Source organism: Bradyrhizobium sp. (genome assembly GCF_004799445.1).
Taxonomy (GTDB): Bacteria; Pseudomonadota; Alphaproteobacteria; order Rhizobiales; family Xanthobacteraceae; genus Bradyrhizobium.
The window spans coordinates 89,207-103,875 of sequence record NZ_SSNA01000081.1 but is presented as its reverse complement, the minus strand read 5'-3'; the positions used below and the strand labels follow the sequence as shown (position 1 = coordinate 103,875).

15 protein-coding genes and 1 pseudogene are annotated in these 14,669 nt (G+C 61.9%); 5 read left to right on the top strand and 11 right to left on the bottom strand.

All coding sequences use genetic code 11. The annotated features are described in order from the left end of the window. Positions 1–410 precede the first annotated feature (410 nt). The 7 genes and pseudogenes from E8A46_RS11200 to E8A46_RS11170 form a co-directional block, all read right to left on the bottom strand. Complete coding sequence (locus tag E8A46_RS11200; protein WP_291560444.1) at positions 411–1,607, bottom strand: AAA family ATPase; 1,197 nt, start codon at positions 1,605–1,607, stop codon at positions 411–413. Then, positions 1,594–1,953, bottom strand: coding sequence for a hypothetical protein (locus E8A46_RS11195; RefSeq protein WP_291560443.1), 360 nt, complete (start codon positions 1,951–1,953; stop codon positions 1,594–1,596). Before E8A46_RS11195 ends, E8A46_RS11200 begins: the two co-directional genes overlap by 14 nt. Then, on the bottom strand, positions 1,950–2,288 hold the full coding sequence (locus E8A46_RS11190) for a hypothetical protein (protein WP_291560442.1): 339 nt from the start codon (positions 2,286–2,288) through the stop codon (positions 1,950–1,952). Before E8A46_RS11190 ends, E8A46_RS11195 begins: the two co-directional genes overlap by 4 nt. Before the next feature lie 83 nt (positions 2,289–2,371). Further along, on the bottom strand, positions 2,372–2,614 hold the full coding sequence (locus E8A46_RS11185; protein ID WP_291560441.1) for a transcriptional regulator: 243 nt from the start codon (positions 2,612–2,614) through the stop codon (positions 2,372–2,374). A gap of 77 nt (positions 2,615–2,691) precedes the next feature. Next, positions 2,692–2,973, bottom strand: a complete 282-nt coding sequence (locus E8A46_RS11180; RefSeq protein WP_291560439.1) for a hypothetical protein — start codon at positions 2,971–2,973, stop codon at positions 2,692–2,694. Positions 2,974–3,001: 28 nt separating this feature from the next. Continuing rightward, on the bottom strand, positions 3,002–4,213 hold the full coding sequence (locus E8A46_RS11175; RefSeq protein WP_291560438.1) for a site-specific integrase: 1,212 nt from the start codon (positions 4,211–4,213) through the stop codon (positions 3,002–3,004). A gap of 162 nt (positions 4,214–4,375) precedes the next feature. Continuing rightward, positions 4,376–5,302 (bottom strand): annotated as a pseudogene (locus E8A46_RS11170) (ComEC/Rec2 family competence protein); the annotation flags it as partial. Between the two features lie 248 nt (positions 5,303–5,550). On the opposite strand from E8A46_RS11170, the gene E8A46_RS11165 reads away from it, so the two are divergent. Both E8A46_RS11165 and E8A46_RS11160 read left to right on the top strand, forming a co-directional pair. Then, complete coding sequence (locus E8A46_RS11165) at positions 5,551–5,871, top strand: hypothetical protein (protein WP_291560437.1); 321 nt, start codon at positions 5,551–5,553, stop codon at positions 5,869–5,871. Positions 5,872–6,010: 139 nt separating this feature from the next. Then, the gene (locus tag E8A46_RS11160; protein ID WP_291560436.1) at positions 6,011–6,214 is read left to right on the top strand and encodes a hypothetical protein; all 204 of its coding nucleotides are present in this window, start codon (positions 6,011–6,013) and stop codon (positions 6,212–6,214) included. Positions 6,215–6,245: 31 nt separating this feature from the next. Here E8A46_RS11160 and E8A46_RS11155 read toward each other — a convergent pair whose 3' ends face one another. Further along, a complete protein-coding gene (locus E8A46_RS11155; protein ID WP_291560435.1) occupies positions 6,246–7,925 on the bottom strand; it encodes a glutamine--tRNA ligase/YqeY domain fusion protein in 1,680 nt (559 codons plus the stop codon). A gap of 135 nt (positions 7,926–8,060) precedes the next feature. On the opposite strand from E8A46_RS11155, the gene gltX reads away from it, so the two are divergent. The 3 genes from gltX to E8A46_RS11140 all read left to right on the top strand — a co-directional run bounded on the left by gltX (position 8,061) and on the right by E8A46_RS11140 (position 11,394). Then, complete coding sequence (gene gltX, locus E8A46_RS11150) at positions 8,061–9,485, top strand: glutamate--tRNA ligase (protein ID WP_291560434.1); 1,425 nt, start codon at positions 8,061–8,063, stop codon at positions 9,483–9,485. Positions 9,486–9,633: 148 nt separating this feature from the next. Next, entirely contained in the window at positions 9,634–10,938 is a 1,305-nt protein-coding gene (gene gltA / locus E8A46_RS11145; RefSeq protein WP_291560433.1) for a citrate synthase, read from the top strand. 147 nt (positions 10,939–11,085) lie between these two features. Continuing rightward, positions 11,086–11,394: a hypothetical protein gene (locus E8A46_RS11140; RefSeq protein ID WP_291560432.1), complete on the top strand. Its 309-nt coding sequence runs from the start codon at positions 11,086–11,088 to the stop codon at positions 11,392–11,394. 101 nt (positions 11,395–11,495) lie between these two features. Here the strand turns inward: E8A46_RS11140 and lpxB are convergent, their stop codons facing one another. From lpxB to lpxA, 3 genes are read right to left on the bottom strand one after another with little or no spacing between them, the layout of a single operon-like run. Continuing rightward, complete coding sequence (gene lpxB / locus E8A46_RS11135; protein ID WP_291560431.1) at positions 11,496–12,683, bottom strand: lipid-A-disaccharide synthase; 1,188 nt, start codon at positions 12,681–12,683, stop codon at positions 11,496–11,498. Further along, positions 12,683–13,540 (bottom strand): UDP-2,3-diacylglucosamine diphosphatase LpxI, encoded by an 858-nt coding sequence (gene lpxI / locus E8A46_RS11130; RefSeq protein WP_291560430.1) that lies wholly within the window; start codon positions 13,538–13,540, stop codon positions 12,683–12,685. The genes lpxB and lpxI overlap by 1 nt, the downstream gene beginning before the upstream one ends. 19 nt (positions 13,541–13,559) lie before the next feature. Then, positions 13,560–14,363, bottom strand: a complete 804-nt coding sequence (gene lpxA / locus E8A46_RS11125; protein WP_291560429.1) for an acyl-ACP--UDP-N-acetylglucosamine O-acyltransferase — start codon at positions 14,361–14,363, stop codon at positions 13,560–13,562. Between the last annotated feature and the right edge of the window lie 306 nt (positions 14,364–14,669).

The following is a 14,669-nucleotide window of genomic DNA, read 5'->3' as shown; positions in this document are numbered from 1 at the left end:
CGTCTGAACTGCTCGCTGTTGAATATCAACACGCATGATCGGGTGATGAGGTCTATTCCAACCTCCTCGATGGCTTGGCCGGCAGGCGATTGCGGTGGTTGTGAAGTGGCACGGGGACTGCGAGCGCGCAGCGGAGGAGCCCAAAGCGACGCAGCGGAGTGCGGGAAATAGGTGGATGCGCGCGCGAGGCGAGAGGGGCGCAACAGTTTCGCCACCTCTATAGAGGCGTGTTGCGCTGTTGCGCGGGCCAAAAATGACGCTGTTGCGCGACTGTTGCGCCTTGTTGCATCGGTGTTGCAGCGCTGTTGCGCTTGTTGCGCACCTCGCTGTTGCGCGACTGTTGCAAGGGGATGTTTGCAACAGTCGTTTTTTGCACTGTTGCGGCGCTGTTGCGGCTGTTGCGCGGTGGGTCATATCGGCCATGACCAATCCCCTTCGCAGCCAATCCGGAACGCCGCGACGAGCTCCCGGCGCCATCGCAGGAACAACGTGCGGGCGCTATGGGCCTTCTGCTCGAGATCGACCATTCCGAGCAAGGCAAGTTCGGCCATCCATGCTTCGCGGCCGGCGGAGCGACGGCCACCCGTCGACAAAACCGCTTGGTCGCCGGCAATGACATTGCGGAGCGCGTCGAGGGCCCTGGATGCCTGGGGCGAGATTTTATCGGGGCGCTGGGTTTGGGTGAGTTCATGCTCCCAGCGGTCGTTAACCAGCGCGACCTTGACGTCCTGAAAGTCGAACCGGGTTGCCGGCGTGCGCTCGCGGGCCTTCCTGAACTGCATCGAAAAAGACACGTCGCTGTCGTCGCGTTTAGCCGCGTCGAGGTGGACAACCGTGTCCATCTGCCATTCCCGCGTCTTGTCGCCATAGGAGCGGGTTTCATCGTGGCCGGTGTGATGGACCCAGATTTGCCCGATCTGCCGCTTTGTCAGCGACAAGGCCCATGGAATGGTCTGCTGCCATGGCTCGGAATCCTTCTGATCGCCGGTGGTCAGGCTCATGATGTTGTCGGGGATAACCAGATCCACGCCACCGACCTTTTCGATGAAGGCATTCATCCACGCCTGGCCCTCGATCGTGTTCAGCGGCTTGAAACTCGGGATATCCTCATGACTGAGCGCGAAGAATGCTTCGGGCGTGATGCCTATCCGCTTTTCTTCGTCGAGCACTCTCTCCCTGAGCAGGCGGCGGGACATTTCGCCATCGATGTAGAGCACGCGGGCGGGCCGGTGCGCTCGCCAGTGCAAGAAATCTTCGCCGGCTGCAATCCGCATGCCCAGCGCCAAGCCGAAATTGGTCTTTCCAAGGCCGGTTGCCGCGGTCAACAAAACGCGGCTGGTAGTGGTCAGCCAATGCCCCATGATGAAATCAGGGTCCGGCAAATCGCGATTGCGCCATTCGTCCAACGTGAGCGGCGGCAAGGTTGCTATTTCGATTTTTGGCGGGGTCCCGGCGGTGCCGGCGCCGTTCAACGGCTCGAAAATTGGCTCGCCGTCATTGCTGGGCGGAATCTCGGTGTGCGGCGGAATTTCGTCTTGAAGCGTTTCTTGCGGAATCGGCCTGGTGACGGCCGCAAAGACCGCGCGACCTTCATCACGAGCGAGCATGTTTGGCCTCCCAAAGTTTTTGAAGGGCCACCACGTCGCGCGGATGTTCGGCAAGCCAGCGTTTGAGATAGCCGGGATCGTCAAGGCTGGCGACATACCAAAACGCGTCAATTGTTGCCTGCGGCGTGCGATAGGGTTGCGCCCCGGTGGGTGCCGGTTCAATCGTGCGCGGTCGTTGTTCCCCGGTATAGCGCCAGCAATCGCGGGGGTCAGCGAGCTCCCATTGCTGAACCAAATCACACGCCCGCAGATAGATCAGGCGCTCAATTTCTTCGGCGATTTCCTCGGGGCTGAGAATTTCGCAAATCTCATCGTCATCGTCGAGGACCGCGGAAATATCGGTCATTCGCTGGCCTCGATCAAATCCAGCGCGGCGCCGATCGGACTCGCTGCAATGCCCTGGCCATCGCGTTTCAGCGCGTGCCTGATCGTTTCGAGCGGGCAACCAAATTGCAGGGCGAGGCTGGCAAGTATCGCACCGTCATGCGCCAGCACGTCGAGCAGCGAATTTACGTGTTCGGCGTTTAAGAACACCTCGCCGATGCGGCCATCTGGATAAAGGCCGACCGTCATGTGATATTTTAGATTGTCGCGCTCGAATGCGATGTTCTGCGAGGCTCGCCGGTCCGGAAGGCGGTAGCGCGTAGGCTTGCAAATCGGACTGTTCGGCAGTATGTCCATAGTCGTGATCTCTTTGGTCGGTGATCGCAAATCGGATGCAAAAAGCGCCGCTCGCTCCCTGGCCGGGGAACGGCGGCGTTCTGCTATGCGGCAGTCTCAATCACGCGCGATTCCTGCCAGCGACGGTTCTCGCCGACGGTGACGCCTTTGCGCTTTTCGGAAAGCTGAATAAATCGAGGACCCTTGCCTGCACCAATGATCCGCTGTCCGGTGCTGCGTGAGAACCCGTTAAGCTCGCACCACTCAATAAATGATAACACACGGTCATCGTCGATGCGCCTTCCGTGCAGCGCGGATTGGTCAGTCAAGTCGAGTGGGTAATTCATTTGAAGTCTCCTGCGCTTTCCTTGCGTCAGGAGTATTCGGATCGCACGTCGCAATCACCGTAAAATAACTCGACCTTCTAGCCTTCTAACCAACCTTCCTTGCGGGCACGAACCTTCGCATCTCGGAATAGCTGCCTCACCCGCTCCATTTCATCCCGGCCAATTTTTGGGGGTGCAATCCCGAAATACGTTTCCGCGTACCAACGGTAAAACGCCTCCTTTCCAGCGCCGGAATTATTTTGGAGCCATGATTGTTCGAGAGCGACAAGCTCTGCGCGCGTGAAAAAATCTTCGCGCTTGCGTTCCGGCTTGAGCGCGTTGCCTGGATCGGTGACGAACTTTGACGGCGGGCGCCCCATTAAAACTCACCCACTGCTTGGGTCGCGCTCATAGCTCGACGATCGAGAGAAGATGAACTTCCCACCTTGCCAATGCTTCGGCGATTTCAGGTTCGTAATCATAGTGATCGTAGACGCCGCCGATCCCTGCTTTGTGGCCGGTGTGATTGAGAACCAGTTCCGCGACATGCGGCTTGATCCCAATCTTGCTCAATCCCGTCCGAACCGTCCTACGCAGGTCATGGATGCGCCAAGGCGCCAGCGCGCGACCGCCGTTCGCCGCGGCAACTTGGCAGTTGAACGAGAGTGTGCAGTAGCTCCACGCGCTGAAACCGGCTTTCCCGCCACCGAACACCAGATCACGGCCAGCGCGCCGCGGTGCTGCTTTCAGGATCGATCGAGCACATTCGGGCAATGTCAGCGCCAGCGGACGCCCGGGTTTCGTCCTTTCCTTCGGAAGCAGCAGTTTTCCAGTTTCCAGGTCGAGTTCAGACCAGCGTAAGCCACCGATCTCTTCGCGGCGGCAGGCCGTCAACAGCAACAGACGGATAATTCGGCCGAAGTCGTCGTCCTGGCACTGTTTCCAGATGGCCTTGAGTTCCTCCGGGGCTAAAACACGATCCCGAGGCTGGATGCCCTCGGCAGGATCATTCGTGCCGATCACCGGATTTGTGGCTACAACGCCCTCCCGCATGGCCCAGGCGAACAGGGCGGACAGGTTTCCCCTCGCCCGGGCCGCCGAGGTCCGGCCGTGATCCCGGGTGATGTCGCGAAGCAGTGCGGCGACGGTGGCGCGATCGATGGTATGGACCGCGCGCCGGTGCAGGGGGGCCCAATGCTTATCGAAATACCGTATGGCCGCGTTGTGTGTGCTGGCCCGCTGCTTCCCTTTCCTGGCCGTCAGGTAATCTTCGACGAGTACCTTGAATGTCAGCCCGTCGGCCTTCTGCGACGCCTCAAGCTTGTCGCGTTCGGCTCTCGGATCGATCCCGAGTTCGATCTGTGCAAACCTTATCCTGGCATTCTTGCGGGCCTGTTCCAGGTCGGTTTTGCGGATGTCGCCGAGGCTCTCCCGCCGCTGCTTGCTGCCGATCCGGTACTGCACGACATAGAACGAGCTTCCCGAGCGCAACCTGACGCCGAACCCGGGGAGCTCCGGATCCCACTCGATGTGGTCGGTTTTGCCAGCCGGTAGCGTCAGCTTTTCGACGTTTCCGGCAGTGAAGCGGGCGGTGTCGAGACGGACAATCTGGGGTCTCATGGGAAGCAATCCTCTCTGCCATGGGAAGCGTCTGGGACGCGAAGCAGTGAATTAAGGAGAACATTCGCGACGGAATCCGTCACGTGCCTTTTTCAAAAAGCCCATGAAAACTGTGGATGGTGATGCTTCCTGAATAGTGCTGACGCAAAGCACTACATGCTACCCCGAAATCGACAGCACGTGGCCGAGGCCGGAGATGAACATCGCATCGTTGACCGGCGTCGTGATCGCATCGCGCCGGCCGGTCAGAAGAGCGGTCGCGATGGCGCGCTTGTCGCCGTCCAAGGTCGTCCGAATCCGCGCGTCGATCGCGTCGCGCAGGTCCTGCATGAACGCGGCGTAACGCAGGGATAGGCCGCCTTTGACCGGCGGCTCGACGGTCTTGATCGCGCCCATGACAAAGCCGGAGGCGCCGATGCCCTGAAAGAACATGTCCCGGCCAAAATCGTAGCTGCCCGGCCGCAGCGGGGCGAGTGGCGGCTGCAGCCGCGCCTTCAATTCGACAAAGCTGCCGACCGCGGGCGCCGTACCCTTGCGCACCGACAGCCGGACGCGCTCCAACTCGGTTTTTAGCTCTGTTTTCAGGCGCGGACCATCCATCCGTGTGACGCGCAACACGAACCGGTCGGTGCGTTCGCGAATGTCACGGGTCTCGACAAAGCCCGAAAGCGACACCGAATAGGCCGGCCTCGCCAGCACACCATGCGCGATCCTAGCCGTCTTCCAGGTCGCCGTTGCGAAACCCGCAGCCATGGCCGCGACCATCACCGCGATCGGAAAAATGCTTTGCCGCCGCAGCAAGTACGCCACCGCGCAAAGCCCGGCCGCGGTGACGGCGGCAACTGGCAGGACCGGCTCATGATCGGCCGCGAAATAGAACGCAATGCCGGTACCGAAGGCGATCGGCACCCAGGGCAACAGGCGACCGGCGCCCGCTTCGGCGCTAACCCACTCGCGCAGCCTGTCGAGGAGGCGCGACCACGCGCCAAAGCCGGATGGCGCAAAACCACCGGCCTGCGCCGCGCTCCGCGGCGGCCAGGTTCCCGCAATACCTTGCGTCCGGCCCGGAGCCCTGCCCCGTTCTGCCATCCGGTTCACCCTACGCCTACATACCGGAACACCAAGCTACCCTGACGTGTCACGCGGGCAAAAGCCGAACGGATGCAGAATCCTCGGGAAAACCACCATTCCCGTGCAAACCAAATCAGGTTTGCCACGGGCTGTTTAGCGAAACGCATCGCGCCAACGCACTATTCTGCTAAAAGCCGCATCCCGCGGCGTCGAATCCCTCTTCGTGCCGCAACTTCGACGGCCCCCAAAGACCAGGAACAGCCCCCGTGACAGGCCCGGAACTGAAACAACTTCGCCAGGATCTCGGTGACGCGATCGGCCGGCCTTTGTCGGCCGCCGACATGGCAAAGCTCTGCGGCCTGGCGCCGGGCGATGGCGCCGACACCATCCGCAGATGGGAAGTGACCGGCCCGAGCGGACCGGCGGACAAACTCCTTCACATTCTGGCGATGGCGAGCGACCGCCATCCGATCCTGGAGAATTTCAACATTTTCGACCGGTGGGATGTCGACGAGAAGGAACGACCGGCCCGCAGGGAAGCTTTTCGCGAAAAGATGCGCGACGAAATTCGCGAGCGCCTGGAATGATCCGGAACTCCCGGCGGCGCGAATGGCTCAACCGCCGCGCAGAATGCGGCGCAGCGCACATCGTTGACGCCGCAGCCTTGCATGCCGACGCCTGTTGCGCGACACTCTCCGCCGGTGGATTGAGCGTCGAGGGGCGGCCATGAGTCATTCGGACGCGGGATATAATTTCGATCGCTATCGCCGATTGCTGGCGGAAGCAGACGATGAACCAAAGCGACTGGCATTCATCAACTTGCTGGTCGAAGAGAAGGCCAAGGACAGGCTTGCGGAACAATCGCTACGCGCCCGGCTTTCAGGGCTCGGACTCAAACCCAGTCCCGAGGCTGGCGAGCCAGATCGCTAGCGACATTGCCGGCTGTCTCCGCCGCCGGGCGTCAGGTCTTGCCGACTTCCTTGGCAAAGGTATCGCGCAGGCCGATGGTCCGGTTGAACACCGGCGCATCAGCCGTCGAATCCCTGTCGCGCATAAAATAGCCTTGCCGCTCGAACTGTATGACGTCGCTTGAACCGGCTTCGGCGAGCGCAGGTTCGATCCGGGCGTCCTTGAGAATTTCCAGCGACTGCGGATTGAGATCGGCGACAAAATTGGCGGCGTCCGGATTGGGTTTGGCAAACAGCGGATTGTAAATGCGGACCTCCGCCGGCTTCGACTGTGCCGCCGGCAGCCAATGCATGGTCGCCTTGACCTTGCGGCCGTCAGGCGCGTTACCGCCGCGGGTTGCGGGATCGTAGGTGCAGCGCAGCTCGATCACCTCGCCGGCGGCATTCTTCACCGCCTCGCGGCAGGTAACAAAATAGGCGTATCGCAGCCGCACTTCGGTACCCGGCGAGAGCCGGAAAAACTTCTTCGGCGGATTTTCCATGAAATCATCGCGCTCGATGTAGAGCTCGCGGCCGAACGCGATGCGGCGGGAGCCGGCGCTGGGATCGTCCGGATGGTTGATGGCGTCGAGCTCCTCGACCTGCCCTTCCGGATAATTCTCGATCACCACCTTGAGCGGCCGCAGCACCGCCATGCGGCGCTGTGACGTCCGGTTGAGCTCCTCGCGAATGCAGAATTCCAGCATGCCGACATCGACGACGCTGTTGGCCTTGGCGACGCCGATGCGCTTGACAAACTCCCGGACCGCCGCCGGAGGCACCCCGCGCCGCTTCAATCCGGCGATCGTCGGCATCCGCGGGTCGTCCCAGCCGGCGACATGGCCGTCACGCACCAACTGGGTGAGCACGCGCTTCGAGAGCAGCGTATAGGTGAGATTGAGGCGCGCGAATTCGTACTGATGGGGCTTTGACGGCACCGGCAGCTTGTCGAGGAACCAGTCGTAGAGCGGCCGGTGGTCCTCGAATTCCAGCGTGCAGATCGAATGCGTAATGCCCTCGATCGCATCCGACTGGCCATGGGCGTAATCATAGCTCGGATAGATCGACCATTTGTCGCCGGTGCGCGGATGGGTGGCGTGCAGGATACGGTACAGCACGGGGTCGCGCAGATTGATATTGCCGGACGCCATGTCGATCCTGGCGCGCAGCACCCGCGCGCCGTTCGGAAACTCGCCGGCCTTCATGCGGCGAAACAGATCGAGGTTTTCCTCCACCGGGCGGTCGCGGAACGGGCTGTTGTTCCCGGGCTCGGTCAGCGTGCCACGCGCAAGCCTGATCTCTTCCTGGGTCTGGTCGTCGACATAGGCGAGCCCGGCGCGGATCAGGCCCTCCGCCCAGTCGTAGAGCCGCTCGAAATAATCCGACGCGTAGAACAGATATTTGCCCCAGTCGTAGCCGAGCCAGTGCACGTCGGCCTGGATGGAATCGATATATTCCTGCTCTTCCCTGGTCGGATTGGTGTCGTCGAACCGCAGGTGGCAGCGGCCGCCGAATTCCTGCGCGATGCCGAAATTGAGCGCGATCGACTTGGCGTGCCCGATATGCAGATAGCCGTTCGGCTCCGGCGGAAACCGGGTCACGATCGTGCTGTGCCGCTTGGCGTCCAGGTCGGCCTGGACGATGTCGCGAATGAAATCGCGCCCTGCCTCTGCCGCCACCGTTTCTACTGTCATTATGGGTTCCTGCTCGGGAATCTGCCGACGTTCTGCCAAATCCGCCGGCTCCACGGAAGGCTTTAGTTATTAACGGTTCCTGCTATACACCAGCGCGCTTCCCGCATGCCCCCTTTGTTCGCAACCACTCCTGTAATGACCGATTCCGTCGTCACCCGCTTTGCCCCCTCGCCGACCGGCTTTCTCCATATCGGGGGAGCCCGCACCGCGCTGTTCAACTGGCTCTACGCCAAAAAACGCGGCGGCAAGATGCTGCTGCGTATCGAGGACACCGATCGGGAGCGGTCGACCGAACCGGCCATCGCCGCCATCCTGGACGGACTGCGGTGGCTCGAACTCGATTGGGACGGCGAGGTCATTTACCAGTTCACCCGCGCTGCACGCCACCGCGAGGTTGCGGAAACCTTGCTGGCCAGCGGCAAGGCCTATCGCTGCTACGCCACGCCGGAGGAACTCACGGCGATGCGAGAGAAGGCCCGCGCCGAGGGCCGTACACGCCTCTACGACGGCCTGTGGCGCGACCGCGACCCTTCCGAAGCTCCACCGGGCATGAAGCCCACGATCCGGCTCCGGGCGCTCCAGACCGGCGAGACCGTGATCGAGGACCAGGTTCAGGGTCGCGTGGTCTGGCAGAACGAAAACCTCGACGATCTCGTGCTGCTGCGCGGTGACGGCAATCCGACCTACATGCTTGCGGTGGTGGTCGACGACCACGACATGGGCGTCACGCACGTCATTCGCGGCGACGATCATCTGATCAATGCCGCGCGCCAGAAGCAGATCTACGATGCGCTCGGCTGGGGCATCCCCAGCATGTCCCATATTCCCCTGATCCATGGCCCCGACGGATCGAAACTCAGCAAGCGCCATGGCGCGCTGGGCGTGGATGCCTATCGGGCGATGGGCTATTTGCCGGCGGCGCTGCGCAATTACCTGGTCAGGCTCGGATGGAGCCACGGCGACCAGGAGGTATTTTCCACCGAAGAAATGATCGCCGCGTTCGACCTGTCAGGCATCGGCCGCTCGGCGGCGCGCTTCGATTTCGCCAAGCTGGAAAACCTCAACGGCCACTACATCCGTCACTCCGACGATCAATCCCTTGTGAACATGTTCGAGGGGGTACTTGTCTACGTCCCCAACGGCGCCGATCTCAAGGCCAAGCTCAACGACACCACGCGTTCGCAATTGCTGCAGGCCATGCCGAGCCTGAAGGAGCGCGCCAAAACGCTGATCGAGCTGATCGACAGCGCCTACTTCATTTTTGCCGACAGGCCACTCGAGATCGACCCCAAGGCGGCCGCCTTGCTGACGGCGGAAAACCGCGCGCTGATCGGCCGGCTTCGCGTAGCCCTCGAGGCGGTCATGGTCTGGACCGCGGAGACCACCGAAGCGGCGATGCGTGCATTCGCCGATCAGAACGGCCTCAAGCTTGGCGCGGTCGCCCAGCCGCTTCGTGCCGCCCTGACCGGACGGACCACTTCGCCGGGGATATTTGACGTCCTGGCGGTGCTCGGGCGGCAGGAATGCCTCGCCCGGCTCGGCGATCAGAGCCCTGCGTGAGGCCTCGCCGCCGCCATCTTGCAGCGCACACTGCAATAAGCTACCCATCTAGCCGGTGTCTTTAGAAGAACCCGGCTTCCCTCGCCAACCTGTCGGCATGGCGCACGCGATGGCCGGCTTTCGCAACGATCTCATCGGGGACTTCACGATGGACGCAACATCCCACAGCAAGACCGCAACACTGACGGTAGGCAACAAGACCTACGATTTCCCGATCTTGAGCGGCACCGTTGGGCCAGATGTCATCGACATCGCCAAACTTTACGCGCAGTCCGGGATGTTCACCTATGACCCCGGATTCACCTCCACTGGCAGCTGCCAGTCAAAGATCACCTACATCGATGGCGACGCCGGCATCCTGGAATACCGGGGCTATCCGATCGAACAGCTTGCCGAAAACGGCGACTTCCTGGAAACCTGCTATCTGCTGCTTTACGGCGAACTGCCGACCAAGGCGCAAAAGGCGGATTTCGACCGGCGCGTGATTCTGCACACCATGGTTCACGAGCAGATGGCGCGGTTCTTCCAGGGCTTTCGGCGTGACGCCCATCCGATGGCGGTGATGGTGGCGTCGGTCGGCGCGCTGGCGGCGTTCTACCACGACTCCACCGACATCACCGATCCCCAGCAGCGCATGATCGCGTCGATGCGCATGATCGCGAAGATCCCGACCTTGGCTGCGATGGCGTTCAAATACACCATCGGCCAGCCCTTCATCTATCCGAAGAACTCGCTCTCCTTCGCCGAAAACTTCCTGAACATGTGCTTCGCGGTGCCCTGCGAGGAATACAAGATCAATCCGGTTCTTGCCGATGCACTGGACAAGATCTTCATCCTGCACGCCGACCACGAACAGAATGCATCGACGTCGACGGTGCGCATCGCCGGTTCTTCCGGCGCCAACCCGTTTGCCTGTATCGCTGCCGGCATCGCCTGCCTGTGGGGTCCGGCGCATGGCGGCGCCAACGAGGCCGCGCTGGCGATGCTCGCCGACATCGGCACCGTCGACAAGATCCCCGATTTCATCAAGCGGGTGAAAGACAAGAACAGCGAAGTCCGCCTGATGGGCTTCGGTCACCGCGTGTACAAGAACTACGATCCACGCGCCAAGATCATGCAGAAGATGTGTCACGCGGTGCTGGCGGAGACCGGCCATGGCGACGACCCGATGCTGAAAGTCGCGATGGAACTGGAAAAGATCGCGCTGAGCGATCAATATTTCATCGACCGCAAGCTCTATCCGAACGTCGACTTCTATTCGGGTATCACGCTGAAGGCGATGGGCTTCCCGACCTCGATGTTCACCGTGCTGTTCGCGGTCGCCCGCACCGTCGGCTGGATCAGCCAATGGAGCGAAATGATCGAGGATCCGCAGCAGAAGATCGGCCGTCCGCGGCAGCTCTATACCGGTGTCACGCGTCGCGATTACGTCGCCATCGACAGCCGCAAGTAAGTCGAAGTCTCGAAAGGAGGATGCTATCCGTAGCGTCCTCGCGGTACGAAAGCCCGGGTTGCAGCCGAAAGTCTTGATCTAACGCAATGGACTGGTTCGAACGCGAACTAATCTTTGTGTCGGACGACAGCCTGAGGGCTTATCGGCATGAGCAGCTTTATCAAACGTGACGTGCTCGGCTGGGGCTTCTCGCTGTGGCTTGCGGGCTATCTGCTAGGCTTCGTCTTTTATGCCCTCGTACCCCCGGCTCTCATTGGCTGGTTCGTCATGCCAATCGGTATCGGGCTGACCTGCGTCGTTCTGTGGAAGTGGTGTCGGGTTGATTCGATAGGCAAATCGATACTACTGGGCATCGCATGGAGCGCCATCGCGATCGTATGCGACTATCTTCTCATCGTGAAACTTCTCAGTCCCCCGATGGGTACTACAAATTCGACGTTTACCTGTACTATCTGATTACACTTGTGCTTCCTGTAGCGGCCACTCGACTGCGACGCGGCACGTTTGCGTAGCTGACGTCGGTCCGGCCGCGCACAATGCGGCAGTTCATGGCCTGACTAATTCAGGCTTCGCACTTTTCGCAGCGTCGCCAGAACGATGTCGGCCGCGCGCACGCTCGGCGACACGTTCCCTGTCGACATGATGTCGTCGAGCTTTGCAAAGGCCGCCAGTTGGCGCCGCCGCAGGCTTGAGTCGGTGAGAGTTTCGCTCAGCGCAGGCGCCAGCTTTTCCGGCGTGCAGTTCTGCTGGATGAACTCAGGCACGACATTTTCGCCGATCACGAGATTGGCCAGAATGACCGAGTTCACCTGGAGCAGGCTGCGGACGATCCGCGCTTCGAGGGCGCCGGCCTTGTAGGCCGTCACCATCGGCACGCCCGCGAGCGCAAGCTCGAGCGTCACGGTGCCGGATTTGGCAAGGGCGGCGTGGGCAATCCGGAACGCCGCGCGCTTTTCCTGCTCGCCGATCACGACCCGCGGCACCACTTTCCAGCCCTTCAAGGCTTCGGTCACTGCCTCCTGCAAATGCGGCATGGTGGGCAGGATCGGTTCAAAGGCCACGCCTTCGGCCTGCAGCCGGTCCAAGGTCTCGCCGAACACCGCCATGTGGTGCCTGATCTCGCTGCGGCGACTTCCCGGCAGCACCAGGAGGACCGGCGGCGCTGCATCCCGGCGCTTTTGCTCTTCGGCACCCGGCCGGAGCGTTGAAAGCTGCTCGGTCAAGGGATGGCCGACATAGCTGCAGAGGGGCCCCTGTAGCTTTCGATATTCCTCCGGCTCGAATGGCAGCAAGGCAAGGACGTGATCGACATAGGCGCACATCGCGCGTGCCCTGCCCGGCCGCCAGGCCCAGACCGAGGGCGAGACGTAGTCGATGATCGGGATCGAGGGGTCGCGCGCCCGAACGCGCCTCGCCACCCGATGGGTAAAATCGGGACTGTCGATGATCACGAGAATGTCGGGCTGCGCGCGGATCGCCGCGGCGGCGGTTTCCCGGATGAGGCGCAGCACCTTCGGCAACTGCTTGATGACCGCTGCGAGGCCTATGATCGACAGATCTTCGATCGGAAACAGCGATACCAGTCCCTCGCGGGCCATCGACTGGCCGCCGACGCCCTCGAAACGCACGGCGTCGCCAAGGCGCTGACGCAACACCTTCATCAGATGGGCGCCAAGCCGGTCGCCCGATTCCTCCGTCGCGATCAGGAAGAATTTCCGCGCAACATTGCTCGCCCGCACCGCCATCACGCGGGCAAACCGGTTACGAAAACACCCGCGGCATCCGCAACCTCGATCATGGTCTGTGGCTCGACGACAATGGTATTGCCGGCGACGATCGCAATTCCGGCAAGCGAGGCCGCCGCCGCGCCCTCGACCGTTCGCGGTCCCATCGTCGGCAAGTCGAAACGCAAGTCCTGTCCGCTCTTGGGGGCCTTCACCAAAACGCCGCGCGCGGTCTTGGCGCGAATGCGACCTTCTGCGCGCAAGCGCGCAACGCGCGCCAGCAATCCGTCGGTACCTTCGATGTCCTCTACCCCGACCACGTGGCCGTCGATCACGATGACGGCCTGACCGATGTCGAAGGGGCTGAGCGCGCGCAGCACGTCACGCCCCTTGGCGATGTCAGCCGCAGCGTTTTCGTCCGGCGCCTTCCGGGTGACACACCCCTCCGGCATCAGCAGCTCCGGCGCGACATCCTTGATTCCCACCATCCGGAAGCCGTCCTGTTCGAGAATGCGGCCTATCCCGGACAGCAGATGGTCGTCGCCGCCGCGGAAAGCCGCCCACACACGCCAGAGAGCGCGAAGCGTTCCCCAGTCGAGCCGAATTTCCGACAGCGCGGGCCGCACGAGTGTGCCGATGAAAACCAGATCCCGGCAGTTCTCCGCGCGAAACAGCCTTTCCGCCCTGCCGAGCTGACCGACCGATATCCAGTGATGGCGAAAAGGCTCCGCCGCGAGGGGATCGCAAGCGCCTTTCAGGGCGAATACAACGGAATCGATGCCACGGGCCGTCAGCGAATTGGCGACCGCGAATGGCATGACGCCACCTCCCGCGATCAATCCAACCGGCGACGAAATCCCTGAAGCCGTTGATGTCATGGCTCCGGCGGCCCCGTGATCAATGTTTGTCGCGCTGGCCATCGGGAAGGCACAATGCACGATGCTTGCCGTCGCCGATGAAGGTCAGGATTTCCGCGATCGCAGGATCCGTGCAGGCCAGAGCCTGCACCTCGCTCAGCCTCTCGGCAAACATGCCGGGGCCGTGAAACAGCTTTTGATAGAACGACCGCAGTGTGGCAAGCCGCTCGCGCGTGAATTTGCGGCGTTTCATGCCGACGATATTGAGGCCTTCGAGACGCGCGTACTGACCGTTGACGAGGCCGAACGGAATCACGTCGCCGCGAACGCCGCAGACGCCGCCAACCATCACCTGCGGCCCGATCCGCGTGAACTGGTGCACCGCGGACAACCCGCCTATGAAAACAAAATCGCCGATCTCGCAGTGACCTCCAAGCGTGGCGGAGGTCGCGAAGATCACATCGTTGCCGACCTGGCTATCGTGACCGACATGGCTGCAGTTCATGAAATAGCCGCGGTCGCCGACGCGGGTGATGCCGCCACCGGCCACGGTCCCGGCGTTCATGGTGACCGATTCCCTGATGGTGCAGCCCTCGCCGATCTCAAGCTTGGTAAGTTCGCCGCGGTAACTCAGGGATTGCGGCGGCGTCCCCAGCGAGACGAAGGGGTAGATCGTGCAGCCGGCGCCGATGGTGGTTTGCGCCGTGACATGGACATGCCCGACCAGCTTGCAGTTGGCGCCGACCACGGCGTGGCGGCCGATGATGCAATAGGGACCAATCGACGTGCCCTCGCCGATCACAGCGCCATCCTCAATCCGCGCGGTGGGATCGATCGTACTCATCGAAGGGTCTCGTATCGCTGCTGGGGTCGGGGGTAAATCGTTTGATTTTTCAGTGGTTAGCGCGGGCTGCCGGGACTGTCCAGTGACGTCTGGTTACCTTCCATCCGCGTGCTGCGGTCCCGGACCCAACGCACCGGGCGAGCCTGGTGCGGGAAATGGTTCGGGTCTTGTCACGGCCAAACGGGCCGGTCGGGTTCAAGAAGGCGCTGCCGATGCCCATTGCTTGGGCCTGGCCATGCTCAAACTTCGAGACGCTTGAGCACCAATTGAGCGCGAAAATCGTCGGCAGCGTCCCTACAATCATGC